Annotated in this window: 18 protein-coding genes; 13 read left to right on the top strand and 5 right to left on the bottom strand. The window is 64.8% G+C overall.

All coding sequences use genetic code 11. The features are described 5' to 3' along the window. Window positions 1-90: 90 nt before the first annotated feature. Together A39O_RS34610 and pstS are read left to right on the top strand one after the other, a co-directional pair. On the top strand, window positions 91-1,422 hold the full coding sequence (locus tag A39O_RS34610; protein ID WP_020506820.1) for a DUF1576 domain-containing protein: 1,332 nt from the start codon (window positions 91-93) through the stop codon (window positions 1,420-1,422). A gap of 219 nt (window positions 1,423-1,641) precedes the next feature. Then, on the top strand, window positions 1,642-2,673 hold the full coding sequence (pstS, locus tag A39O_RS0121970) for a phosphate ABC transporter substrate-binding protein PstS (RefSeq protein ID WP_020506821.1): 1,032 nt from the start codon (window positions 1,642-1,644) through the stop codon (window positions 2,671-2,673). Between the two features lie 397 nt (window positions 2,674-3,070). On the opposite strand, the gene A39O_RS0121975 is transcribed toward pstS, so the two are convergent. After that, window positions 3,071-4,042, bottom strand: coding sequence for a CorA family divalent cation transporter (locus A39O_RS0121975; RefSeq protein ID WP_020506822.1), 972 nt, complete (start codon window positions 4,040-4,042; stop codon window positions 3,071-3,073). Window positions 4,043-4,308: 266 nt separating this feature from the next. On the opposite strand from A39O_RS0121975, the gene A39O_RS0121980 reads away from it, so the two are divergent. Next, window positions 4,309-4,947 carry a nitroreductase family protein gene (locus A39O_RS0121980; protein WP_020506823.1) on the top strand — a complete coding sequence of 213 codons (639 nt, stop codon included), beginning with the start codon at window positions 4,309-4,311 and terminating at the stop codon, window positions 4,945-4,947. Window positions 4,948-5,025: 78 nt separating this feature from the next. On the opposite strand, the gene A39O_RS0121985 is transcribed toward A39O_RS0121980, so the two are convergent. Then, entirely contained in the window at window positions 5,026-5,763 is a 738-nt protein-coding gene (locus A39O_RS0121985) for a hypothetical protein (RefSeq protein ID WP_020506824.1), read from the bottom strand. 379 nt (window positions 5,764-6,142) lie between these two features. On the opposite strand from A39O_RS0121985, the gene A39O_RS0121990 reads away from it, so the two are divergent. The 9 genes from A39O_RS0121990 to A39O_RS0122030 all read left to right on the top strand — a co-directional run bounded on the left by A39O_RS0121990 (window position 6,143) and on the right by A39O_RS0122030 (window position 19,555). Continuing rightward, a complete protein-coding gene (locus A39O_RS0121990; protein WP_020506825.1) occupies window positions 6,143-7,927 on the top strand; it encodes a substrate-binding and VWA domain-containing protein in 1,785 nt (594 codons plus the stop codon). A gap of 26 nt (window positions 7,928-7,953) precedes the next feature. Then, entirely contained in the window at window positions 7,954-9,486 is a 1,533-nt protein-coding gene (locus tag A39O_RS0121995; protein ID WP_020506826.1) for a substrate-binding domain-containing protein, read from the top strand. A 19-nt stretch (window positions 9,487-9,505) separates the two neighbouring features. Then, entirely contained in the window at window positions 9,506-10,192 is a 687-nt protein-coding gene (locus A39O_RS0122000) for a hypothetical protein (RefSeq protein ID WP_245561959.1), read from the top strand. Between the two features lie 176 nt (window positions 10,193-10,368). Further along, window positions 10,369-11,808: a bifunctional enoyl-CoA hydratase/phosphate acetyltransferase gene (locus A39O_RS0122005; protein WP_020506828.1), complete on the top strand. Its 1,440-nt coding sequence runs from the start codon at window positions 10,369-10,371 to the stop codon at window positions 11,806-11,808. A 10-nt stretch (window positions 11,809-11,818) separates the two neighbouring features. Further along, window positions 11,819-13,036 (top strand): acetate/propionate family kinase, encoded by a 1,218-nt coding sequence (locus A39O_RS0122010; RefSeq protein WP_026199636.1) that lies wholly within the window; start codon window positions 11,819-11,821, stop codon window positions 13,034-13,036. Beyond that, entirely contained in the window at window positions 13,029-13,808 is a 780-nt protein-coding gene (gene fabI / locus A39O_RS0122015; RefSeq protein ID WP_020506830.1) for an enoyl-ACP reductase FabI, read from the top strand. Before A39O_RS0122010 ends, fabI begins: the two co-directional genes overlap by 8 nt. 34 nt (window positions 13,809-13,842) lie before the next feature. Beyond that, window positions 13,843-16,257: an alpha/beta fold hydrolase gene (locus tag A39O_RS0122020; RefSeq protein ID WP_020506831.1), complete on the top strand. Its 2,415-nt coding sequence runs from the start codon at window positions 13,843-13,845 to the stop codon at window positions 16,255-16,257. A gap of 105 nt (window positions 16,258-16,362) precedes the next feature. After that, complete coding sequence (locus A39O_RS0122025) at window positions 16,363-18,363, top strand: acyl CoA:acetate/3-ketoacid CoA transferase (RefSeq protein ID WP_020506832.1); 2,001 nt, start codon at window positions 16,363-16,365, stop codon at window positions 18,361-18,363. A 529-nt stretch (window positions 18,364-18,892) separates the two neighbouring features. Then, window positions 18,893-19,555: a hypothetical protein gene (locus A39O_RS0122030; RefSeq protein ID WP_020506833.1), complete on the top strand. Its 663-nt coding sequence runs from the start codon at window positions 18,893-18,895 to the stop codon at window positions 19,553-19,555. Here the strand turns inward: A39O_RS0122030 and A39O_RS0122035 are convergent. Together A39O_RS0122035 and mgtE are read right to left on the bottom strand one after the other, a co-directional pair. Next, entirely contained in the window at window positions 19,552-20,466 is a 915-nt protein-coding gene (locus tag A39O_RS0122035; protein ID WP_157640323.1) for a TonB-dependent receptor, read from the bottom strand. The genes A39O_RS0122030 and A39O_RS0122035 overlap by 4 nt on opposite strands. A 152-nt stretch (window positions 20,467-20,618) precedes the next feature. Beyond that, complete coding sequence (mgtE, locus tag A39O_RS0122040; RefSeq protein ID WP_020506835.1) at window positions 20,619-22,061, bottom strand: magnesium transporter; 1,443 nt, start codon at window positions 22,059-22,061, stop codon at window positions 20,619-20,621. Window positions 22,062-22,658: 597 nt separating this feature from the next. Here mgtE and A39O_RS0122045 point away from each other — a divergent pair. Further along, a complete protein-coding gene (locus A39O_RS0122045; RefSeq protein ID WP_211211672.1) occupies window positions 22,659-25,016 on the top strand; it encodes a TonB-dependent receptor in 2,358 nt (785 codons plus the stop codon). A gap of 231 nt (window positions 25,017-25,247) precedes the next feature. Here A39O_RS0122045 and A39O_RS0122055 read toward each other — a convergent pair whose 3' ends face one another. After that, window positions 25,248-25,481, bottom strand: a complete 234-nt coding sequence (locus A39O_RS0122055) for a hypothetical protein (RefSeq protein ID WP_020506837.1) — start codon at window positions 25,479-25,481, stop codon at window positions 25,248-25,250. Window positions 25,482-25,563 lie beyond the last annotated feature (82 nt).

Consider the following 25,563-nt stretch of genomic DNA (forward strand, 5'->3'; position numbering starts at 1 on the left):
CGCCGAGCGCGCTCGCCATGAGTTGAATCCTCATCCCGCGGTCACCCCACGGTCATCCTAATGTTATCGACAGAGACGCCCGACGACGCGATGAATGAGCCGATCCGACCGGCACCAGAAACGGCGGACCGGCTGATCCTACGCGTGATCAGCGGCTATGCGGCCCTGTTCGTCGTCTTCGGTTTTCTGGTCTCCAGTCCCACCGAAATCGGCGAGGGGTTGGTCGCGATAATGACGTCGCGCGACACCCTATTGACCGATTATTTCGGCGTCGGCGGGGTAGGCGCCGGATTCGTCAATGCGGGCCTGCTGACCCTGAGTGCGTGCCTGGTCTACTTCCTCGTGGGGGCGAGGCTCAATGGTGCGGCGGTGGCCGCACTCTTTCTCCTGTTAGGGTTCGGCCTGTTCGGCAAGAATCTGCTCAATATCTGGTTCATCGTCTTCGGCGTGGCGTTGTACGCGCGTTTCAAGGGACAGCCATTCGCGACCCACATCAATGCCGCGTTCTTCGCAGTGGCGCTGTCGCCGGTTACCTCGGAGATCCTCTTCAGCTCCCTCTTGCCGGTTGAAGTCGCAGTGCCCCTTGGCATCGGTACCGGAGTCCTGATCGGATTCATCCTGCCGCCGGTGGCGGCCCAGGTGTTCAAGGCCCAGATGGGCTTCGCGCTCTATAACATGGGATTTGCCGCGGGCCTGGTCGGGATCTTGATCGTTGCCTTATACAAATCCTACGGGTTCGTACCGGACCCCGTGCTCATCTGGACCACCGGGAACAATCTTCTGCTGGGAAGTTTCGTCGGGTTTGTGTTGGCGACCATGCTGGCGATCGGACTCCTGCTGGATCGACACGCGCCCTGCGGCTTTGCGCGGATCCTGCGCGAATCCGGCCAGGCGCCAACCGACTTCATCGCCATCGGCGGGTTCGGCGCGACCTTGATCAATATGGCGCTGAGCGGGGCGATCGGGCTGGCCTACGTCCTGGCCGTGGGCGGTGACCTGAACGGCCCGGTGATCGGGGCGCTGTTGTCGATCATGGGGTTCGCAGCGTTCGGCAAGCACCCGAAGAACCTCGTGCCGATCATCATCGGTGTCGTCCTGGGCTCGCTGGCAAAGCCGTGGCACTTGGCTGACCCCTCCATCCTGCTCGCCGCGCTCTTCGGCACCAACCTGGCGCCGATCGCCGGACGCTTCGGTTGGGGCTGGGGCATCGCCGCGGGCTTTTTGCACTCGTCAGCGGTGCTCAGCGTGGGTGTGATGCACGGCGGACTGAATCTATACAACAACGGCTTCGCAGCCGGGATCGTCGCCACCGTTCTGGTTCCCATCATCATCGCGGTGCAATCCGGCAGGGCGCCGGTCGAACCGCCGCTTTGCCAGCCATCCGGCGCCTCGGGACGGCGCGTCGATGACGGTGATGCATGACCGGGACCGCCTGCCGCGGCCCGCCTGGCGACGGCGGCGCGGTGAGGCTCGCCCGATGCTCAAGCGACCCCCGCTGTCGCCCGATGATGGGAACGGGCTCAGGAACTGACCACGCGCTCGGTTCACGACTCCGTAACACCGCGGTGGGATGATCCACACGCGGCGTCTCGGACGCCGCGTGAGACCCCGTCGCAACCCCTCTAGTCAGGAGCACTCAGCATGCATCTGCATCGTATCGGCGCGGCCGCGCTCGCCTTGGCCCTCAGCTTACTGCTCAGCCTGCCGGCGCAGGCGCAGCAGGTCCGGATCAACGGCGGCGGGGCGAGCTTCCCGTTCCCGCTCTACTCGGCGTGGTTTCGTCACTTCAATCGGGAGAATCGGGGGATACGGATCAACTACCAGTCGGTCGGCAGCGGCACCGGCGTGCGCAACGTCATCAACCGCACCTTCGATTTTGGCGCCAGCGACGCGGCCATGACCGACGAGGAGATGGCCCAAGTGCGCGGCGGGGTGCTGGTGCTGCCCATGACGGCCGGTGAGATCGTGCTCGCCTACAACCTGCCGGGGATCGACAATGTGCGGCTGCCGCGCGCCGTCTACCCGCTGATCTTCTCCGGTGAGATCACCAACTGGAGCGATCCGCGGATCGCCGCGGCCAATCCTGGCGTGACCCTCCCCGACCGGACGATCCGGGTCGTGCGGCGGTCCGATTCCTCGGGCACCACCTTCGTCTTCACCCAACACCTGAGCGCCATCAATGAGTCCTTCCGCACGCGGGTGGGGACCGGCACCTCGGTGTCCTGGCCGAACCAGCCGAATATCATCGGCGCACCGCGCAACGATGGCGTCACCGCCACCGTCAACCAGACGGTGGGTTCGATCGGTTATATCGAGTATTTCTTCGCCACCTCGACCAACGCTCAGGTGGCAATGTTGGAGAATGCCGCCGGTCAGTTCGTCGCGCCCAGCGACGAGTCCGGCCAGGCGGCCCTGGCCGGCGCGGACCTCACGGGCAAGGACCTGCGCATCTGGGTGACGGACCCCGCTGACCCGGCGGCCTACCCGATCGTCACCTTTACCTGGATGCTGTTCTTCCGCGAGCACGGCAACGAACGGATCAGTGCGGCCCTGCGCGACTTCGTCACCTGGGCGCTGGCGGATGGTCAGGGAATGGCGGCCGACCTCGGCTACATCCCGATGCCGAAGGCCGTCGTGGAGCGCGTTCAGGCGGAGATCCCCAACATCCGCTAGCGGGTCGGGCAGCGTTCCGGCCGGCGCCGGGGCGTCGCCCACTGGAGGTCGAGGCGTTAGCCGGACCGGGCCGCGCAGACGCGATGTCGACCGGCTGAAGCCTCGACCTCCGGTATTCTAGGGGCCGGAATGACGATCAAGGCCTGCCTGACCTTCCTGTTGCCAATTCACTGCAAGGCCGACGGGGCGGCCTGAGCGGTGGCGATATCCCCGATCGCGGCCTTCTTGCGATTACCCAACGGTGCGTCGATCTTGCCTTTTACCTCGGCCCGGTCAGCGCCTTTGTAGCCCTTGATGTGCTCGTCGCCTGGGTAGCGGGACTGCGACCGGGGGAGGTGCCAGTACAGCCCGAAGTGCGACCCGGCAGTCCGCCATCCAGGCTTGGCACCCCGAGTCGCTAAAGCATCCGGCGCCAGTAGATTAAGACGAAGGCGACGATGACGGAGGCCAGCATGACCCCCATGACCCAGACAAACCCATTGGCATCCTCGAGCCACGGCAAGCCGCCGACGTTCATGCCGAAGATGCTGGAGATCAGGGTGATGGGCAGAAACAACGTCGCCGCAACGGAAACAAAATAGAGATTACGGTTCGTTCGTTCGGTGAGGCGTCGGTCGATCTCTTCGTTCAGCAGCCGCGCCCGCTCCTGCACGAGTTCGAGATCTTGAGTTACCGACGACAGCGCCCGGCCCAACCTGACCAGATCCTTGGACGCCAGCCCGTCCCACCAGGGCGGAAGATGTCCCGGAAGGTCGCGCAGGGCATGGCCGTCGGCGCTGACTTGGCGTCGCAACCGAGCCATTGCCAGGCGATGCTGTCCGAAATTCATCTCGTAATCGCGACCAGAGAATACACGATCTTCGGCATCATCGATCAGATCGCCATACTTGGCGACCATCTTCTGGAACGTTGCGAGCAAATGGCCCAATAGACGGTTGAGTAAGGCCGCGGTGGTCTCGATCCGCACCCCGCGGTCAAGGTCCCCGTGTAACAGGCCCACCGCTGAGATCGTATGATGCCGCCCAGTCACCAAGCAGGTCTGATCGGCGTAGAAGCGAAAAGCGCCGAATTCTTCGGGATTGTCGGCAAGGACGTCCGATAAGACTCCGGCGATGGTGCGCCCGGTCGCTTCAATGCGGGTATTGTGTTCACTCGACAGGAGGAAATCCCGGCTTTCCGGACTGAGCCAGGCGCAGGCATTGACCCACTCGACGGCACGCCGATCGTTAAGGTTGAAATGTAACCAGACGCAACCTTCGGGTGGCTGCAGCGCACTGAGCGCATGGAGATCAAGGGCGGCGGCTGGTCCTTGCGACTGAAGTTGAAAGCCGAAGATGAGTCCCCCGTCATCGTGCAGATCGACGCCCATTACGACTATTTACTCCCATCGCCGGCTCGGTCGGACTCGCGCCGCACACGGGCAGGAAATCCCACTAGTTACACAGAAGTATCCAACTCGCTGTCCCGGTCGTCAAGAAGGGAGACAAGCGCCGTGGTATTGTCATCGACACCTGTCGGCAACGTCAGCACGCGCCCTGGACCCATCTGGTCAAGGCCATCGCTGACCAGCGCTAGGGATTGCCGGCTGGCCCCGCTGCGGCAGGCGGGGGTCTGAACGGTTACTTTCGATTGCCTTTGCCGGATGCGTTCTATGCAGCGGTGTGCGCGGACACTTGGCGGCTGGATGCCCGCAGTGGCCTTGACGGCGCTGCGCTCGGCCAGGAACTGGTTCGTTGTGCCACCCTGGCGCCCTCCAGCCACAACACCCAGTGCTGGAAGTTCGCGCTGGAGGGCAACGGCCGATCCATCGCGATCCTGCCCGATCTGGCGCGTCGCTGCCCGGCGGTGGACCCGGACGATCACCACCTCTTCGTTTCGCTGGGTTGTGCCGCCGAGAACCTGATCCAGGCCGCGCTGGCCCGCGGTCTCACGGGTGATGTGCGGTTCGACCCGGCAAGCGACGCGGTGCGCGTGGCGCTCGAACCCACACGCGCGCAGTCCTCATCCCTGTTCATGGTGTTCGTCGGCCAGTCGGCCGACAAGGCGCACTGGGTAGACGTCGGGCGCTGCTACGAGCGGTTCGCGCTACAGGCAACGGCACTGGGCATTCGCAATGCCTTCTTGAACCAGCCCGTCGAGGTTCGATCGCTGCGGCCGCAGTTCGCCGCCGCGATCGGACTGGCTGATCAGCGCCCCGACCTGGTGGTGCGCTTCGGCCGTGGCCCGACGATGCCATCGTCACTGCGCCGACCTGTTCAGGCCGTGATGTTCTAAAGCTCCAATCGATTAAGCCAGTTGCGAATTGAGTCACCTTCCGGCGCTTTGGTTTTGAGTGTGCGTGGTCGGACGGCATCAATCGATCGCATAGGCCTCCACGATCACGTACTGCGGGTCCTCGCTGCCTTGGTCATAGACGAAGATCAGCGGCTTGGCGGCGGTCGCGATGGCCTCGTGCGCGGCGGCGCAGACGGCGCCGAGGCGCACCGAGCCGTCCGGCGCCCATTGCGCGTTGCGGCTGCGCGACATGCGCACGTCGGCGTACCAGTCATCCTTGTGCCCCGACTGAGCGCCGGTCCAGTGGTCATCCTTCGGGCGCGTGCCGCCCTGCCAAACGTCCACCGCGAGACCGACGCGGTAGCCGTGCGACCAAACGTCCTTGAGTTCCTTCGGCGCCTTGTCGTCGCCGCAGACCTTGACCGGATTGGCGGTGGCCTTGGCGCCGGCCTTGGGGGCGATATCGATCAGCGCCCAATCGGTCTTGGCCTCCTTGATCACCCCCTTGTTCTGGGCGAGCTTGACGATGACCGGCTGGCCGGCCAGTTGCAGCAGCTTCGGCCAGTTGTCGGCACCGGCCGAGAAGTTGATCAGGGTGTCGCCGGCCAGGCACGTGGACTCCACCGACTTCTCGGCGCTGCTGAACCAGCCCTCGTTGCTGCCTTTGAACGAGGTCTTCATCAGGTCGCAGTTCAGGATGCGCGCGACGGGCGCCGAGCCGGCCAGCGCGATCCCGGTGGTGTCGAAGGTGCCGGCCAGCAGCGGGACGGCGGCGATCAGGAACAGGGCGGATGCGATGGTGGTGGACCGTTTCATCACGGGTTTCCTTTAAGCAATGTGTTGGTGTGGGTATCGGTTGGCCGGACTGCTGCCGGCAAGAGGGGATCAAGTTCCGGCGGGACTCTTGCGCGACAGGCGAAACGCGCCGGCAACTCCGGGGTTTCCCGAGGACAGCCAATGCGTATCCTGGCGGAGTCTAGTCTAACCGCGATTGGTTGCGCCTTTGATACCGGGACTGGGCGGGTCCGCCGTTAGGTCAAGACGCAAGACTGCGCCAACGCGGGCGACAGAGCCGCCAAGACGGCCTGCCGGACCGTTACAACGCTGTCACATCTTCCTGTCACACTTGCGCCTAAGTCTACGCGGAATCCGCGTGGCCCCGCCCGTCTATCCATCCATCGGCTTCGGAGGTCTCATGTTCACGGACCTGTCGCGAACCCCGTTCGCCGCCGCCCTGGCGGTCTCGCTCCTTGGTCTTGCTCCCGGTGCCGCCTCCGCGGCGGAGGTGGAGAACCGCTGTACTCCGACGCCGAACCAGGTCGTGGTGCGCTTCACCTACGGCTCCGAGAAAGCACCCTGGATCCACGAGGTCACCGACGCCTTCAACCGGCAGGGCGAGCAGACCGCCTCCGGCAAGACCATCTGCGTCCATGCCATCCCCAAGGGGTCCGGCGATGCGGTCAACGAGATCAAGAACGGTCAGGCCGGCCCCGACGAGGTCCACGCCACCAGTCCGGCCTCGGACCTCTATGTGAACCTGATCAATTTCGAGTCGACCGAAACGCAGGGCCAGGACCTGCTGAAGGTCGAGGGCTTTCTGGTCTCATCCCCGGTGGTGATCGCCGTATGGGAGCCGGTGCTCGCCAAGCTGGGCCCGGCCGATCAGGTGGGTTGGGCCGAGGTCTTCAAGCGCTCGGCCGCGGGCGGCTTCCGCTATGGTCAGACCAGCCCGGAGAGTTCCAACAGCGGGCTGTCGGCCCTGGTTGCCCAGTTCTATGCGGGGGCCGAAGCGGAGGCCGGACGGTCGGTGCCGCGCCTGTCGCTCGCCAAGGTCGAGGATCCCAAGGTCCGCGCATTCGTCGCCAAGGTCCACGAGAGCGTCATCCATTACGGCCGCTCCACCGGCTTCTATGCCGAGAAGATGCGGGCCGGCGGCCCCCAGTACGCGGATGCGGTGGTGCTCTATGAGAGCGACGTGATCCAGGCCAACCAGTACATCCGTGACCAGGGACTCAAGTTCCCCAAGCTGCTGGCGGTCTACCCCAAGGAGGGTACCTTCGCCACCAATCACCCCTTCGCCATCGTCAAGCGCGATTGGGTGGACGCGGATGAGGAGGATGGCGCCAAGCGCTACTTCGCCTTCCTGATGTCCCCCCAGACTCAGGCCAAGGCGCTGCAATACGGGTTCCGTCCGAGCGTTGCCCTCGATATGGACCCGAAGATCTATGCCATGGTGTGGAGCCCGGACCATGGGGTGCAGCCATTCGAGACGGTGCACAATTTCCTCGCCACACCCGGCGGCAACGTGGTCAAGGCCGCCCGCGATGCCTTCCGCGCGATCAAGAACAAGTCCCAGGTCGTGCTGGTGATCGACCGCTCCGGCAGCATGGACACCAAGTTGCGCGACAACGAGCGCGGGGTGGAGCGCTCGCGGATGGAGATGGCGGTGGAGAGTGCGAACCTGCTCGCCGGAACCCTCCAGGACAAGGACCGCCTCTCCCTGCTGCTCTATGACTATCAGGTCCAGTATTCCGATTTGACGCCCAAGGGCCAGCCGATCGCCATGGATGCGGCCGGCAAGGCGCGCCTGACGGAGGCGCTCGCCAAGATTCGCCCGGCGGGCGGCACCGCCATGCGCTCGGCCATCGCCACCGCCTGGACCGACCTCTGTCAGGCGATCAAGGCCGACCCGTCGGACCGGTCGATCCGCGTCCTGGTGGTCCTGACCGATGGGGTCGACAATGCCTCGAAGGTCTCGGATGCCGACCTGATCCGGCAGATCGGCTTCGCCCAGGGTGACGGCCGCGGTGGTTATCTGGGCGATCCGGCCTGCAAGATCCCGGTCTTCGGCGTCGCCTTCGGCGGCCAGGCGGACGACGCGCCGCTCAAGGCCGTCAGTGCCGCCGCCGGCGGCGAGACGCGCCGCGGGGACTCCGCGGAGATCCGCGAGATCTTCAAGCGCTTCAGCGAACTCCTGTGATCACTGCCAAGTCGAGGACGATCCCGATGTCACCATCCGCGAATCCCGCGCCGACCACAGGCCGCACCAACACCGCATTCGACAGACTCGGCCGCATGGCAGCCTGCACGTTGCTGGCGTTCGCCGTCGCACTCGCCGCGCCCACGCTACCGGCGGCCGAGAAGCTGTTCGACTTCGGCAGCCTCAACGTCGACCTGTCCAAAGTCCAGGCGAAACCCGGCGCGACCCCCGATCAAGCCGGGACCCCATCGGGCACGGCGGTGAAGGAGGCGCCCGCCCAGCAATTGCCGAGCACCCCGGAGAGTCCGGCCCCGGCCGTCTTGCCGCGCGACGGTCAGGAGTCGATCGGCGCCACGGTCAAGACGCAGGCGATCACGGTCAAGCCGGTGGAGGTGAGCGCGGCCAAAGCCGGGCAGCAGCAGGTGAACTATCCGGTGCCGGAAGACCGGCAGGTGATCGAGGTCAAGATCGCCGCCGGCTCCGAGAAGAAGGACTGGTTCGAGGAGGCCGCCCGGCGCTTCATGGCCGACCCCAGCCTCAACAGCATCGACGGCAAGCCCATCCGGCTCACCATCGACAAGATCGGCTCGACCGAGTCCGCGACCCTGCTGGCCGGCGGCAAGACCATGCACGGCGGGCGCAATGAGTATCAGGTGTGGGCCCCCGCCTCCAGCATCTTCCGCGGTGTGGTGGAGGACGCCTTCACCGGCGGCAAGCTGTTCGAGACCGATGACTCGGTGGCGCGCAGCCCGATGGTCTTCGTCACCTGGGAGCCGGTGCAGCAGGCGATCGATCAGAAGCTCCAGAAGTCGATGAGCTTCGATACGCTTACCGAGATTTTCTCCCGCGAGTTGGGCGGCGACAAGATCGACCCGAATGGGCGCAACTTCCAATTCGGCTTCACCCGCCCGCAGGACTCCAACAGCGGCGCGGTCGCCCTGATCACGATGGCCTACGAGTTCTTCGCCAAGGACCGGGCGTACTACAAGATCCGGCTGGATGACTTGAAGAACCCCGACTTCCAAGCCTATCTGGCCTTCATGAAATATCTGTCGGACCAGACCAAGGACAGCACCGGCAAGCTCGCCGAGCCGCTGATGCAGGCCGGTTACGGGGGCCAGCCGTTGTCCAGCGTCTATGTGTACGAGAACCTGGGTGTGAAGCTCGCTTTCATCCGCAAGGCCAATGACCCGGCCGGGGCCAAGCCGGTGATCCGTTATCCCAAGTACAATCTCATCTCGGATCATCCCTATTACACTCTGCGTCACGGCAATTCCCAGGCCCAGGTCGAGGCCGCGCGGCGCTTCAAGGACTTCCTGCTGACCCGCGACATCCAACTCCTGGCCCTGCAAAAGGAGGGCTTCCGCCCGGTCAGTACCCAAATCTCCAACCAGGAGATGAACGACGTGCTGGGCGGCGATTTCGTGACCGAGAACGGACTGGTGCCGGACCTGATCAAGGCCTCCCAGATCCTCATCCCGGCCCAGAGCGGCGAGGTCATCATGGCCCTGATCCGCACCTACCAGGGGCTTGGGGACCCGGTCGGACCCAACTTCTGAATCATCGAGGAACCACGACATGAGGACCCAAGGGCCGACGCCGAGCGCTCGATGCGCGTACCTGCCCCTGCTTGCTCTGGCCGCCCTGATGGCGGCCACGGCTGCTGCCCAGGCGGCCAGCTTCGGTGATTACCTGAAGCAGTTGGGCGGCTTCTCATTCGGCGGAAGCGAGTTCAGCCCCGCCGATATGGCCGGCAACCAGAAGCAATGGGAAGACCGCGAGCGCTGGGTCAAGGAGGCCCTGGACCAGGCCTATCTGGCCCTGGCACGCTCGGACAAAGAGGTGAATCTGTTCGATTTCCAGAACTATTACAATGTCCTGTCCATCCAGTGGACCCCCGAGTACCTGACCGACCCGGCCCATATCGGCAATCTCAACGCCTACGCGACCTTCACCGAGTACCTCTCACGGTATCTCAAGGTCAAGCAGGAACTCATCACGAAGATCGCTGAACTCAACCGTCACTATGCAGTACTGAAGCAGATCGATCCGCGCCGCCTCACCGGTCCCTTCCAACTGGACACCGGCGGCCAGGCGCAGTCCTACACCCAGCAGGCCGCCGGCTCGGTGGACGCGACCGCCCACCAGGCGGCCCTGGCCACTTCCGCCGGGGCGGTGGAGAAATACACCGCGGAACTGAATCGCGCCATCGACTATGGGCTCGATCTGGAAGGCCACTTCAAGCAGGCGACGGGGATTCAGTGACGGTTTCTAAATTAAACAAGTCTTTTTGTTGTTGACGAGGTCAGCGGTCGTCGCGGCGCGGTACGTCCAGTCAGGGTTCATCCAGGCGACACATTCGGTTGCTACCTTATTGCAATGCAATATCGCAGCCCACCGTCGGCCCGATCCCAGGGCCTGCCGCCAGCGAGGACCCCAGCGTGGAATCCACAACCGCCGACTTCATCGAGAACCGGACCTTCGACGAGATCCAGATCGGACAGACCGCGGAACTGGAGCGCACCCTGACCCGCGACGACGTGGCCCTGTTCGGCAAGGTGTCCGGAGACCTCAACCCGATCCACACCGACGCGGCCTATGCCGTGGAGAGCGGGGCCCGGGGGGTGGTCGGCCACAGCCTCTGGGCCACCAGCCTGATCTCCAGCTTGTTGGGCAACGTGCTGCCCGGTCCAGGTACGGTGTATGTCAGCCAGGACTCCAACTTCCACCGGGCGGTGGACTTGGGCGACACCCTGACCGCCCGCATCCGGGTCCGCGAGCGCCGCGAGGGGCGCGTCGTCCTGTTCGACTGCGAGGTCCGCAACCAGCGCCATGAGCCGGTGATGGACGGCGTGGCGCAGGTCGTGGCGCCGGCGGAACGCATCCGCTTCCGCCGCGTGGAGGCCCCCGAGGTTTCGGTTCGGCACCACGACAGCTTCGGCGTCCTGTTGGAGGCGGTCCAGGCACTGGAGCCGGTGCCGACGGCCGTGGTTCACCCGGTCGACCAGGTCTCGCTGCAAGGCGCCATCGAGGCCTTCCAGGACGGCTTCATCCAGCCCATCCTGATCGGGCCCTTGGGCCGCATCCGCAGCGTTGCGGATGAACTCGGGCTCGACCTCGGCAGCATTGAGATCATCGACGTCGCGCACAGCCATGCCGCCGCCGCGCGCGCCGTGGCCCTGATCCGCGAGGGCCGTGCCGAGATCCTGATGAAGGGCAGCCTGCACACCGACGAGGTGCTCGCCGCCGTGCTGGACAAGGTCAACGGCATCCGTACCGCCCGGCGTATCAGCCACGTCTTCGTGATGGACGTGCCCACCTACCCCAAGCTGCTGCTGGTCTCCGACGCGGCCGTCAACATCGCCCCGGACCTGGAGGCCAAGGCCGACATCTGCCAGAACGCGATCGACCTGGCCCACACCCTGGGAGTCGCGCGACCCAAGGTTGCGATCCTGTCCGCGGTGGAAACGATCCGGCCCAAGATCCAGTCCACCTTGGACGCCGCCGCACTCTGCAAGATGGCCGAGCGCGGCCAGATTCAGGGCGGCGTCTTGGACGGCCCGCTCGCCATGGACAACGCGATCAACCCGGAGGCGGCGCGGATCAAGAAGATCGCCTCGGAGGTCGCCGGGGTCGCCGACGTGCTCATCGTCCCGGATCTGGAGTCCGGCAACATCCTCGCCAAGCAACTCATCTTCCTCGCCAACGCGGAAGCGGCCGGGGTGGTCCTGGGCGCGCGGGTGCCGATCGTGCTGACCTCGCGCGCCGACAGCGTGCGCACGCGCCGCGCCAGCGCCGCCGTCGCCGTGCTCCATGCCCATGCGGTGCGTCAGGGGCTGATCCTGAAAGACCTGCCCAAGGACCTGGTCAAGGGTGCTTGAGGAGGCCGCCATGAACGACCTGATCCTCACCCTGAATGCCGGGTCTTCCAGCGTCAAGTTTGCCCTCTACGAGATTGTCGATGACGCACCGGCGGTGCGCGTGAAGGGCCAGGTGGAGGGCATCGGCACGGCCCCGCATTTCGTCGCCAAGGACCCCTCGGGCAAGCTGCTGGCCGAGAGCTACTGGGAAGCCGTGCCCGCCGGCCAAGGCCACGCCCGCGCCTTCAAGCAGATCTGGAACTGGCTGGCGGACGCGGCCCAGGGCCAAGCCATCCTCGCCGTGGGTCATCGGGTCGGCCACGGCGGCGAGACCTATGCCGAGCCGGTGCTGGTGGACGCGCAGGTTCTGCACGTCCTGACCGGCCTGATCCCACTGGTGCCGCTGCACCAGCCGAACAATCTGGCCGCGATCCGGGCGGTGGCGATGGACCATCCCGAGCTGCCGCAGGTGGCTTGCTTCGACACCGGTTTTCATCGCGGGCGCGCTCGCGTGACCGAACAGCTCGGCCTGCCGCGGGCGCTCCTGGACCGTGGGGTCAAGCGCTACGGTTTCCACGGACTTTCCTATGAGTACATCGCCGGGCGCCTGCGCGAGCTGGCCCCGGAGGTCGCCGACGGCCGGGTGGTGGTGGCCCACCTGGGCAGCGGGGCGAGCATGACCGCCTTGATCGGCGGACGCAGCGTCGATACCACCATGAGCTTCTCGGCCCTGGACGGGCTGCCCATGGGCACCCGCTGCGGGGTGCTGGACGCGGGGGTGATCCTGTTCCTGATGCGTGAGGACGGGTTGGGGGTCACCGAGTTGGAGGACCTGCTGTACAAGCGGTCCGGGCTGCTGGGTCTCTCCGGGGTCAGCAACGACCTGCGCGACCTGCACGCGAGCGACGACCCGCGCGCCGCGGAGGCGATCGACTATTTCTGCTATCGCATCGGCCAGACCCTGGGGGCACTGTGCGCCTCCATCGGCGGTCTCGATGCCCTGGTATTCACCGCCGGAGTCGGCGAAAACGACGCGGTGGTCCGCGCCAGGGTCTGCCGCGACGCCGCCTGGCTCGGCATCAGGCTCGACGAGGCGGCCAATGGGACCCAAGGCCCGCGGATCAGCCCGCCGGGTGCGATCCCGTCAGTGTGGGTCATCCCCACCGACGAAGAGGCCATGATCGCCCGCCACACCTTGCGCGTCGTACGTGAACTTTCGTCGCCAACATTGGGATCAGATCATGCTTGATGACAGCTATTTCAGCCTTGACGGCAAGAAGGGCCTGGTGATCGGGATTGCCAACGAACACTCGATCGCCTACGGCTGCGCCAGGGCCTTCCGCACCTTGGGGGCAGACCTGGCAGTCACCTATCTCAACGACAAGGCCCGGCCCTACGTAGAACCGCTCGCCAAGACGGTCGACGCCGAGCTCTTTCTGCCCTGCGACGTGATGGTGGAAGGCGAACTGGAGTCGGTCTTCGCGGCCGTGCGTGAACGCTGGGGCCGACTCGACTTCGCGGTCCATTCCATCGCCTTCGCTCCGCGCGAGGACCTGCAGGGGCGGTTGGTGGACTCCTCCGCCGCGGGGTTCGGCCTGGCCGTCAACGTCTCCGCCCATTCCTTCCTGCGCATGGCGCGCTTGGCGGAGCCCCTGATGGCAGACGGCGGCTCGCTCTTCGCCATGACCTTCTACGGTGCCGACAAGGTGTTGCCGACCTACAACCTGATGGGTCCGGTCAAGGCCGCACTGGAGGCGGCGGTGCGCTACGCCGCCGCTGAGCTCGGACCCAAGGGCATCCGCGCTTATGCCCTCTCCCCCGGTCCCCTGCACACGCGCGCCGCCTCCGGCCTCAAGGGCTTCGATGCCTTGGTGGACAGCGCCGAGCAGCGGGCCCCCCTGCGGCGGCTGGCGGAGATCGACGACGTGGGGGCAGTCGCGGCCATGCTCGCGACCCGCACCGGCGTCATGCTGACCGGGCAGACCATCTACGTGGACGGCGGCTTCCACATCACCGGCTGACCGCCGCCAACGTCTCGACTGACCGGAGTAGACTATGCACAACTTCCCCGATTTCTCCCAGCAGCCGGAGGTGGCGAATGCCCTCACCGGGCTCGGCCAGTCCGCCAAGGACAGTAGCGAGGCCTTCGTGGGCTACGCCAAGGACTTGGACTTCATCGCCAAGACCCACGGTGAGCGGGCGGCCAAAACGGCACAGACCAACCTCCAGCGCAACCATGAGGCCTGGACCACTGTCACGAAGGCCCTGATGTCGCCCCAGTTGGCCCCGCAACTGGCCCAGCAGTGGATCGCCTATCTCACCGATGCCGCCCAGCGCGCGGTGCTCGTCACCGATGCCCTGCGCCAGCGCGGCAACTACTTCAATGAGCACGAGGAGAACTCGAACAAGACGGTGCTGAGTTGGGACCACGACCTGGTGATCGACGGCGCCAAACTGACTCGTCCGGTCAACTACTCGCTGGTGCGCATCCGGGCTCCCGAGGGTGTGACGGTGCGCGAGAACGGCCGCCCCTACATCATCATCGACCCGCGCGCGGGCCACGGCTCCGGGATCGGCGGATTCAAGCATGAGAGCGAGGTCGGCGTCGCCATCCATCAGGGTCATCCGGTCTATTTCGTGACCTTCACCCGACTCCCGCAGCCCGGCCAGACCATCGCCGACGTCACCGCCGCGGAGGCCGACTTTGTGCGCGAGGTGCGCCGCCGCCACCCGGACGCGCCCCGGCCGATCGTCATCGGCAACTGCCAGGGCGGCTGGGCCGCCATGCTGTTGGCCGCTACCAACCCGGACATCACCGGCCCCATCGTCGCCAATGGGGCGCCGCTGTCTTACTGGGCGGGTCAGAAGGGCAAGAACCCGATGCGCTACATGGGCGGCCTGGTGGGCGGTGCCATGTCCATCAAGCTCATGAGCGACCTGGGCAACGGGCTCTTCGACGGCTCCAACCTGGTGTCCAATTTCGAGCGCCTGAGCCCCAGCAACACCTGGTGGAGCAAGTACTACGACCTGTGGCGGGAGGTGGACACCGAGGTCCCGCGCTTCGTCGGGTTCGAGCGCTGGTGGAGCAGTTTCTATTACATGACCGAGCAGGAGATCCGCTGGATCGTCGAGAACCTGTTCGTCGGCAACCGCCTGGCGCGGGGCTGCGCCAACCTGGACGCCCGCACCCATGTGGACCTGCGCAACATCAACTCGCCGATCATTATCTTCGCCTCGCACGGGGACAACATCACCCCGCCGCAGCAGGCCCTGGGTTGGATTGCCGATCACTACAAGGACGTGGAAGAGATCAAGGCGCGCGGTCAGCGCATCCTCTACACCCTGCACGAAAATGTGGGGCATCTGGGGATCTTCGTCTCCTCGACGATCGCCAAGAAGGAGCATCAGGAGATCGTCTCCACCCTGAAGGCGATCGAGGCACTGTCCCCTGGCCTCTACGAGATGGTGATCGCGGATGCCACCGGCGAGGGGTTAGACCGCCGTTTCCATGTCATTTTCCAGGAGCGCACCATCCCCGAGGTCATCGCCGAGTGCGGCGGGGATGACTCCGACCGCCCGTTCGCCGCCGTGGCCCGTTACTCGGAGCTTGCGACCCACCTCTACGACCTGACGCTCAGCCCCATGGTCCGGGCGATGAGCACCCAGCAGAGCGCGGAGCTGCTTGCCGCGACCAACCCGATGCGCATGCAGCGTGCGAGCCTGAGTGACCGCAACCCGCTGATGCAGCCGATGGCGGCCCTGGCCGAGCAGGTGCGCGCACAGCGCCAGGCGGCGCCCGCGGACAACCCCTTCCGGCAACTGGAGCAGTTCGGCGCCGATCTGGTGACTCAGGGGTGGGACCAGGTGCGGGACATGCAGAACGCCATGATCGAGATGAGCTTTCACCTGCTGTGGTCGCTGCCCCCGGTGGCGGCCCTGGGCGCGCCCATGTCCCAACTCATCAGCGAGGCCCCCCAGGAGGACCTGCGCACCTTGGTGCAGGTGCAGGATGCCCTGGACCGCATCGAGCAGGGCAGCTTCGCCGAGGGCGTGATCCGCATGCTGATTCTCATGGCCCACTCGCGCAAGGAGGTGCGCCGCTCGCGCCTGGAGCGCTCCAACCAGATGCTCATGAGCACCGAGCCGTTCGCGAGCATGAAGCCGAAGACCCGCACCCGGCTGATCCATCGCGAGTCGCTGATCGTCGGCTTCGAACCGGAGGCGGCGATCGCCGCGCTGCCCAAACTGATCGCGGGTGACGAGGACCGCCGCCGTGCCCTGGCCCTGTGCTGGGAGATCGCCGGCCCGCGTGAGGAGATGAGCCCCGAGACCCTGGTGCTGATGGCGCGGCTCGCCGCGGTGCTGGATCAGGAGGCGTTGCCGTGGCAGCGCGAGGCGAGCGATCAACCCGACCAGCCTGACCCAGCCGACCAGCCCGAGAAGGTCAGCAAGGTACGCAGGATCGCGTGACCCGCATCGCCGGAAGGACGGCCTTCGGGTCGCCCTCCCGCGCACGCCACCGGCCCCGGACCACGCGGCGCCGACACCGCTCCAACGCAGCAGAGGAGATCCCCAGTGCGCCCTGACCGGACCCGCCACCACAGCACCGAGCGTGGCAAGTTGGTAACCGCTGCCGAAGCGGTCCGCCTGATCCGTCCGGGCGACACCGTCGCCACTGGCGGTTTCGTCGGCATCGGCGTCCCCGAGGAGATCGAGATCGCCCTCCAGGACCTCTACCTGGCGCACGCGGACGATGCCAGTGACACCACGTGCCCGCGCGACCTGACCCTGGTCTATGCCGCCGGTCAGGGCGACGGTGACGCGCGCGGCCTCAACCACCTGGCCCCCATCGGCCTGGTCAGGCGGATCATCGGCGGCCATTGGGGGAAGGTCCCCAAGCTCCAGCAACTGGCGGTCGACAACCAGATCGAGGCTTACAACCTCCCGCAGGGCGTCATCTCACAGTTGTTTCGCGACATCGCCGCCGACAAGCCCGGGCACCTCTCGCGCGTCGGCCTGGGAACCTTCGTCGACCCGCGTTTCGGCGGCGGCAAGCTCAATGCGCGCACCACCGAGGACCTGGTGGAACTGATGCAGATCGGCGCCGAGGAGTATCTCTTCTACAAAACGTTTCCGATCGACGTGGCCATTGTCCGCGGGACCACGGCGGACCCCGACGGCAACATCACCATGGAGCGTGAGGCCCTGACCCTGGAATCACTCGCGCTGGCGATGGCCGCCCACAACAGCGGCGGGCTCGTGATCGTGCAGGTGGAGCGGGTGGCCGAGCGTGGGTCACTCAACCCCAGGCAAGTCAAAATCCCGGGCATCCTGGTCGACTGCATCGTGGTCGCGCGTCCCGAGAACCATATGCAGACCTTTGCCAGTGCCCATAACCCGGCCTTCGCCGCTGAGGTGCGGTTGCCGCTGGACGCCGTGGCGGCCATGAGCATGTCCGAGCGCAAGGTGATCGCACGGCGCGCCGCGATGGAACTGCGGCCCAATGCCGTGGTGAACCTGGGGATCGGAATGCCGGAAGGGATTGCCGCCGTTGCCAACGAGGAGCGCATCCTGGATATGATGACCCTGACGGCGGAGCCGGGAGTCATCGGCGGCGTCCCGGCCGGTGGCCTGGATTTCGGGGCGGCGACCAACGCCGCGGCCATCATCGATCAGCCCTATCAGTTCGATTTCTATGACGGCGGCGGACTGGACCTGGCCTTCCTCGGGCTCGCCCAGGTCGACCGGGCGGGTAACGTCAACGTCTCGAAGTTCGGCAGTCACCTCGCCGGGGCCGGCGGCTTCATCAACATCAGCCAGAGTGCCCGTCAGGTCGTCTTCGTCGGCACGTTCACCGCCGGCAGACTCGGGCTCTCCTTTGCCGACGGGCAACTGCGGATCGAGCGCGATGGCCCGGGGTGCAAGTTCGTCAGCACCGTGGAGCAACGCACCTTCTCCGGAGCCTATGCCGTCAGCCGCGGCCGTGAGCCCCTGTATATCACCGAACGCTGCGTCTTCCGGCTGACCGCGCAGGGATTGGAACTGACCGAGATCGCTCCCGGCGTTGACTTGGAGCGTGACATCCTGGCGCGGATGGAGTTCGTGCCCATCATCCACAATCCGCAGCCCATGGACGCCCGGCTCTTCCTGCCTCAGCCGATGGGGCTGCGCGGCGCGTTGGTCGATCTGCCCCTGCCGGCGCGGCTCGTCTACGACCCGGCCAAAGACACGCTGTTTGTCAACTTCGAGCGACTGGAGGTGAGGGACCACGCGACGATCGGCGTCATCCGTGATCTCATTGCCGATATCTGCGAACCAATCGGGCACAAAGTGTGCGCAGTGGTCAATTACGAGGGCTTCGAGGTCGACCGCGACCTGGAGGATGATTACCTGAACATGGTGCAGGAAGCCGTAAACCGCTACTACCGCAGCGTCAGTCGCTATACCAGCAGTGTCTTCATGCGTACCAAGCTAGGGACCGACCTGGCTGCGCGCGGTCTCGCGCCGCACATCTTCGAGTCGGCCGACGAGGCGCGGGCCTTCCTGGCGGGAGACGCCGAGCGGACCACTGGGTGACGGAAGCGGTCAGGCCGACGGGCAGACTTGGTATCCTTTCGCCGACCGTCCGCTCGTCGGCTGCCATATAGCCTACGTACCTGATATCCGGACAGAGCCTTGGTGTCGGGGCGGGTTTGAAACCCGCCCCTGGCAGCCTGTCGGACTTTAGGCGATTTCCGCATTAGACGCTATCAAGAATCAAGCTCCGTAGGAGCCCGCTTGCGGGCGTTGATCATCGTTCCGGCCGTAGGGTGGACAAGCGATAGCGCAGTCCACCGAATCCCGCGCCGTTGCTGGTGGACTGCGCTGCGCTTGTCCACCCTACGATGTCCCGTGGCCGGAGCGGCGATCAAGGCCGGTCACGGCGTCGGCATGCTGGTGGATTGGTGGGTCAGCCCTCAACTTCAGTTAGAATGCGGCCGTGGGTAGGGCGAAGCGACATGGCGCAGGGTTGCCCGCGCGGGAGCCCAAGGCTGACGCCTTGGATTTCAGCGGGTCTTTTCGCGCGCCGTTTGACGTTTGATGGACCACTCCCAAGGAGCGAACTTTGGCGAAACCGCGGCTGAATCTTCCCGAGATCGAGTCATCCCTGCGCGCGGTGCAGCGGGACTTCGCGCAGATCAATGCCACCCTGGACAGTCCGCGCGACCCGCTGCGGGACGAGGTGCTGGAAAACCTGTTGGCGGGTTATGAGTATGTCGACTCGCTGCTCGCGGCGGATCTGGACCCATTCGCGCTCGGCAACTCCAAACATCTTTTGCAGCTCAATTACCTGGTGCTTTGCGGAACCCGCGATCTGGCCTATGAGGAATGTGCCCGGCACGCGCGCGAAACCGAGCAGCGCTATTACGATGACACCAACACCGGCGGCGCGCGCGCCTTCATGAATGCCATGGCCGACCAGCGCGGCAAGAGCGTCTGGCGGCGCGCGGCCGGTGCCTATATTCAGATGCTTTCGGCGCCCCAACTCTTCATCGAGGGAAACCATCGTACCGGGGCCCTGGTGATGAGTTGCCTGCTGTGTCGGGAAGGTCACCCGCCATTCGTGCTCACGGTCGGCAACGCCAAGGCCTATTTCGACCCGTCCACGGTTGTCAAGGGCTGCCGCAAGCGCAGTCTTCATGCGCTCATGGCAATCCCGAAACTGCGCAAGTGTCTTGCCAAGCTCATCGAGAAAGAGGCGGATCGACGTTTCCTGGCTCGCTCCTAAAAGCGCACCTTCAGCGTTACGCCCGCAAAGGGGGCCGTGGCGTAGTCCGCATCCGCCAGTGTGTCGCCCTGAGCATTCTCCAGTCGCAGGTTGCCCGCCGTCTTGGCCCCGGCGATCAGGCTCAGGTTGACGAAGCGCCCGAGGGTGCGCACGACGCCCAGGTAGACCGGAATGGATCTGTCCTGGCCCACGCCGTTGGGAGCCGGGCCCTGGTCGTTCAGGCGAAAGCGCTCGTTCTCGTAACGCGCGCCCAGACTGAGGGTCCAGGCGTCCGCGGGCCGCCATTCCAGGGCCAGGCCGGGTCCGCGGCTGGCCGCAAGACCGCCGCCGGTGTTCAGGCTCAGGGTGTCGGTTATTTTCCAGTCCACCGCGAGGATCGGGAACAGGCTGGCGTCACCCTCGATCTTGGAAAAGGCGCCGAACCCCGGACCGATGGTCAGGCGATCACTGACCCGGTAACTGGCGGCGGCCAGCACGCCGCCGAACGCCCCGTCCTCCAGCGCGGCCCCGTCCTCCGCGGCCCAGCGCATGCTCGGCAGAACGAACAGGGTCCACCGGTCCCCCAGGCGAGCGTTCAGGCTGACCCCCGCCTGGGCGCTGCGGATATTCGACCAGGGCGCGGCGGCGGCGAGTTCCTGCGCACCGGCCGCGAAGTCGTACGCGAGCTCAACGTAACCCAGGTTCAGTCCGAGCCGCAGACTGGGCGTCAGGCGCCGGGAGACGCCGATGCGCAGCGCCGTTTCATCCATCGCGACGGTGCCGCCGCCATCGAGATCCGCGCTGAATTGGTGGGCGCCCAGCGCCTCGATCGACAGACCCCAGGGTTTGGCCGGCGGTTCTGCCGCCCGGCCCCCGGATGAGACGAAGAGAAAAATCACCCCAAACCAGATAGTAGTAGTCAATGGATGCATCGGAATGCCTCGTGTGGATTTCATACGCGATGGCTAAACCGCGTCTTAAAATGTATCTTTTTTAAATCTGTAAACCGCGCCGGCTCCAGCAATCGTCAAGTCTGCCGGGGCCGATCTTATCCAAAAACATCGCATACCGCGTTGGGCGCGGTTTAGAGCAGGAACAGGGTCGCGAGTCCCAGGAAGATGAAGAATCCGCCGGAATCGGTCAGCGCGGTGACCAGCACCGAGCTGCCGAGCGCCGGATCGCGGCCAAGCCGCTGGCGGATCAGCGGGATCAAGACCCCGGCGGTCGCGGCCAACAGCAGGTTGAGCGTCATGGCGCCGCTCATCACCAGACCCAGGTAGGGGTTCTGGTAGAGCCACCAGACCAGGAGCCCGACCACGCCGCCCCAGACGATGCCGTTGAGCATGGCGACGCCCAGTTCCTTGGCCAGCAGCCGCCACATGGCACTGGGGTCGACCCGGCCCATGGCGATCGCCCGCACGATCATGGTAATGGTTTGATTGCCGGCATTGCCGCCAATGCCGGCAACGATCGGCATGAGTGCCGCTAGGGCCACCAGCTTTTCGATCGAACCCTCGAACAGGTCGATCACCCGCGAGGCCGCAAAGGCCGTGATCAAATTGATCGCCAGCCAGGCCCAGCGATTCTGCACCGAGCGAATCACAGGTGCGAAGATGTCTTCCTCTTCGCGCAGACCCGCGCTGCTCAGGATTTCCGCTTCGGACTCCTCGCGGATCTGGTCGACCATGTCGGCCACCGTGACGCGGCCAAGCACCCGCCGCTCCGCGTCGATCACCGGCACGGAAATCAGGTCGTAGCGTTCGAACGCCTTGGCAGCGTCTCCGGCGTCGTCCTCCGGGGCCAGGGTGATCAGCGACTTCCCCTTCATGACCGTGGAGACCAGCAGGTCTTGCTCATTGATGAGCAGGGACTCCAGGGTCAGGATGCCGCGCAAACGCTCCTCACGGTCGATGACGAACAGCTTGTCGGTGTGATCGGGCAAGGCTTCGAACCGGCGCAGGTAGCGCAGCACCACCTCCAGGGTCACGTCCTCGCGCACGGTGACCATATCGAAGTCCATCAGGGCACCGACCGTCCCCTCCGGATAGGACATCGCGGCCCGGACCTGCTCCTGTTCCTCCTGGTCGAGCGAATCGAAGACATCCTGCATCACCTCCGGCGGCAGGTCGGGAGCCAGGTCGGCCAGTTCGTCCGCGTCCAGCGTTTCCGCGGCGGCTTTGAGCTCCTCGGGGTCCATGCGCTCGATCAGGGTGGCGCGGACCGCATCCGAGACCTCCAGCAGAATCTCGCCATCCTTGTCCGCGCGCACCAGGTCCCAGATGAAGCGGCGGTCATCGAGCGGCAGCGCTTCGAGGATCTCGGCGATGTCCGCGGGATGCAGGCGATCGAGCTTGCGCCTCAGCCGCGCCAGCTCCTGCCTGGAGGAAATCGATTCCACCAGATCCTGATGCGGCATGTGTTGGCGCTGGACCAGAGTCTCGACCAGCCGGTGACGCGACAGCAGATCCTGTACGTCGTGCAGGTGGCGATGCAGGGCATCCGGATCACGTGACTTCTGCTCATTCATGCGTGCGGTGCCGAGTCTGGGGGTGGCGAGCGGAGGAGGGGATACAGGCCCCCACTCTAATGGAACCGGCTACCACATGGCGAGTTGGACATGGCTTTCCGGCAGCACGCGTCGGAGCATGTCGCAACGCGCAAGCCGTTGCGTGGCGCCGCCGGCCGCTGGAGCGGTCGGACGGCATTCTCCACGCGGCTGAGATTGGGCAAGTATTCGCCGCAGCAGCCAATCCGCCGCCGCAAGGCGGCGACTGGGACCGCCGACAATCTGTCGACTCCGGTGCGACGCGCTGGGTTCTTTATCTATTTTCAACGCCTTATCAGGCTATCATCGGTTCTGAATGCCGCCTGACGGCGGCGGGCCGGCAGGCTGCCGGCGGTCCCGCACGCGGCTTCGCCGCGGTGTTGGCGAATACTTTCATAATCTCTGGAGCGTGGTGACGAGCCCCGCGCTGTCGCGGCATTTCACCCATGTGTTGCGGTATATAACGCATATGCTTCTAATCTAAATCAGGAATATCTAAAATTTCCACCATGGCATTCGACTGCTGAGGTATCTTCAGGCTTTTTCCGCGCTATCCTGCCGTCGGGCGGCGTTCCGGTCATGAAGGAGTCTGAACACATGCAGTTGCGTCTGAAATCCTGTGCCGCATTTCTTGCCCTTTACGCTATGCCGGGCGTGGCAGCGGATACTACCGCCACGCTGGGCGAAGTCCTTGTCACGGCGCCCCAGGATGTCCCGCTCAGCTCCGGTTCTACGACCCTGAGCACCGCCGAGATCGCGCGTAAGCGCGCCCGCACCAGCGACACCGCCAGCCTGCTCGTGGGCATTCCTGGTGTGAGCGTCTACGGCGCCGGGGGGGTGTCCAGCCTGCCGGTTATCCGCGGACTGGCGGATGATCGCCTGCGGACCAAGGTGAATGGCATGGACCTCGTCGCGGCCTGTCCGAACCACATGAACTCCCCGTTGTCCTCCATCGATCCGACGGCGGTCGATCGCATACAAGTCTATTCCGGTGTGACGCCGGTGAGCGTGGGCGGCGACAGCATCGGCGGCAGTATCCTGGTGGAGTCGGCAGCCCCTGTCTTTGCGAATCCCGATCAGTCTCTCGCGACGGGTGACGCCGGCACTTTTTATCGCAGCAATGGGGATAGCTGGGGAGGTAACCTCTCCGGTACATTCGCCACCGAGAATTTAAGCTTTCATTACGCCGGCGCCTATGCTCAGTCGGACAACTACAAGGCCGGCGGCGATTTTAAGGACTATCACTTCACGGGTCGGGTCGGACACACCCTGCCGTTGGATGAGGTGGGCTCCACCGCCTATGAGGCCATCAACCAATCCGTCAGGTTCGCCTGGAAAAACGACGACAATCTGCTGAATTTCACCTACGCCAACCAGCATATTCCCTATGAAAACTATCCGAACCAGCGGATGGACATGACGGATAATCTGAGCGACCAATTCAACTTGGCCTACACGGGCAACCACGATTGGGCCACGCTGAAGGCGCGGGCCTACTACGAACATACGCAGCACGAAATGGATTTTGGTGATGACAAGCGGTTTTGGTATGGCCCCGGGAATCCGCCGAGCGGCTCCGGGGGCGATGCCGCGCTCAACGGGACGCCTTGCGCGCCGATCTCCGGCGTCAGCGTGATCAAGGGCATGATGGTAGGTTGTGCCGCCGGCATGCCGATGGCTACCGACGGCAAGAATACCGGTGTCACGGTCAGCGCCGACATTCCGCTGGTCAAGAGCGACCTGTTACGCGTGGGCGTCGAGTACCAGAATTATCGCCTGGACGATTGGTGGGATCCCTCCGGCGCCGGCATGTGGCCTTATGTCTTCTGGAATATCAATGATGGCAAACGCGACCGCTTTGCCGTCTTCGGCGAGTGGGAGATTCGCAAGAACCGTTGGATGCATATCGTGGGTCTGCGCTTTGAAAACGTCGCCATGGATGCCGACCCGGTGCACGGCTACAATCTTGATACCTACCCGACCAGCGGGGTCGGCGGTCTGGGTAACCAGACCCGTGATGCGGCGCTCTTCAACGCTCAGTCACGCGAACAGACGGACAATAATTGGGATTTTTCCTGGCTCGCCCGTTTCACCCCTGACGCCAACCAGACCTATCAGATGGGCCTTGCTCAAAAGACACGCTCGCCCAATCTCTATGAGCGCTATACCTGGTCGACCTGGCAGATGGCCGCCTTCATGAATAACTTCGTCGGCGACGGCAATGGATATGTGGGAAACCTGGAGCTGCAACCGGAAGTCGCCGGCATCCTCAGCCTCACCGCGGACTGGCACGATGCCAACGAGGCGCAATGGGGTATCACGGTAACACCTTACTATACTTATGTGCAGGACTACATCGACGCCGTACAGTGGGACTCGACACTCAATGCTCCCCGCATAGCGCCGGTGGTCGATAATTTTACCGTGCTCAAGTATTTCAACCAATCGGCCGTGCTCTACGGTCTGGACCTCTCGGCGCACTACCTGGTGGCACGCGGCACCAGTGTTGGCGATTTCACGGCCCAGGTCGCGGCGAGTTACATCAAAGGTGAAAATCAGGATACCGGGGATAACCTCTATAACATGATGCCGCTGAACGCGAAGCTCGCTCTCGTTCAGGAGATCGGCCACTGGCGCAATACCCTGGAGGGTGAGTTCGTGGACGCTAAGAACGAGATCTCTCAAGTGCGTAATGAAATGCAGACCGCGGGCTATGGGCTCGCTCATCTGCGCAGCCGCTATGAGCGAAAGACCTGGAGTGTGGAGGTCGGTATCGAAAACCTGTTTGACCGCTCCTACGACCTGCCGCTGGGTGGCGCCTATGTCGGCCAGGGTACGACCATGACTATCCCGCCGGCACCAAATCAACCTCAGTGGGGCACCCCGGTGCCGGGGCCGGGCCGCACCCTTTATGCCGGCGTCAACATCAAATTCTAATGCTGTTGAAACGGCTGCTGTCGCAGTCGGTCGGGTTGCGGCGCCTTGGTCATATCGCCTTCGGACGTGATAACCGGACGTAGGGGCGGGTTTTAAGCCCGCCCCTACACGAAGGTCTGTCTGGATATCGGGTGCGAACGCTATAAACTCGGCCGCTTCGCGATCTGCGCGGTCGTCGGTCCGCACTGCGGACCCTACAGACCGCGGTTCTTGCGGACCGTCCGCGGCCGTTCAGTCGTCCCCCAAGGCTCCGCGGATCAGCGCCGCGTCCAGCCCGTTTCTGGACGAGATCCGCAGGCCGCCGCTCTCACCCCCGCAACGGATGCCATCCTGCGCCTCGCGGACAAAACCGGCGGCCACGACCGGCATGGGGGCGAACAGGTCCGCCATGTAGCGATGGGAAAATTCCTTGGGGAAGAGGATCGGGCATTCGCGGTCACCGGTCTGCAGGACGATATATTTCACGATGCGGCCCTCCGCGGGTGGTCAGACTCGCCCTACGGCGAGGATGGGTTCTTGTCAGGGTCCGCTGTTATGCTAGGCGCAC

This window comes from Lamprocystis purpurea DSM 4197 (assembly GCF_000379525.1).
Classification (GTDB): Bacteria; Pseudomonadota; Gammaproteobacteria; order Chromatiales; family Chromatiaceae; genus Thiodictyon; species Thiodictyon purpureum.

Excerpts from the sequence above, each read along its gene's own strand:
- A39O_RS34610 (WP_020506820.1), top strand. The coding sequence starts at position 91 with ATGAATGAGCCGATCCGACCGGCACCAGAAACGGCGGACCGGCTGATC.
- pstS (WP_020506821.1), top strand. The coding sequence starts at position 1,642 with ATGCATCTGCATCGTATCGGCGCGGCCGCGCTCGCCTTGGCCCTCAGC.
- A39O_RS0121975 (WP_020506822.1), bottom strand. The coding sequence starts at position 4,042 with ATGGGCGTCGATCTGCACGATGACGGGGGACTCATCTTCGGCTTTCAA.
- A39O_RS0121985 (WP_020506824.1), bottom strand. The coding sequence starts at position 5,763 with ATGAAACGGTCCACCACCATCGCATCCGCCCTGTTCCTGATCGCCGCC.
- A39O_RS0121990 (WP_020506825.1), top strand. The coding sequence starts at position 6,143 with ATGTTCACGGACCTGTCGCGAACCCCGTTCGCCGCCGCCCTGGCGGTC.
- A39O_RS0121995 (WP_020506826.1), top strand. The coding sequence starts at position 7,954 with ATGTCACCATCCGCGAATCCCGCGCCGACCACAGGCCGCACCAACACC.
- A39O_RS0122000 (WP_245561959.1), top strand. The coding sequence starts at position 9,506 with ATGAGGACCCAAGGGCCGACGCCGAGCGCTCGATGCGCGTACCTGCCC.
- A39O_RS0122010 (WP_026199636.1), top strand. The coding sequence starts at position 11,819 with ATGAACGACCTGATCCTCACCCTGAATGCCGGGTCTTCCAGCGTCAAG.
- fabI (WP_020506830.1), top strand. The coding sequence starts at position 13,029 with ATGCTTGATGACAGCTATTTCAGCCTTGACGGCAAGAAGGGCCTGGTG.
- A39O_RS0122020 (WP_020506831.1), top strand. The coding sequence starts at position 13,843 with ATGCACAACTTCCCCGATTTCTCCCAGCAGCCGGAGGTGGCGAATGCC.
- A39O_RS0122035 (WP_157640323.1), bottom strand. The coding sequence starts at position 20,466 with ATGCATCCATTGACTACTACTATCTGGTTTGGGGTGATTTTTCTCTTC.
- mgtE (WP_020506835.1), bottom strand. The coding sequence starts at position 22,061 with ATGAATGAGCAGAAGTCACGTGATCCGGATGCCCTGCATCGCCACCTG.
- A39O_RS0122045 (WP_211211672.1), top strand. The coding sequence starts at position 22,659 with ATGAAGGAGTCTGAACACATGCAGTTGCGTCTGAAATCCTGTGCCGCA.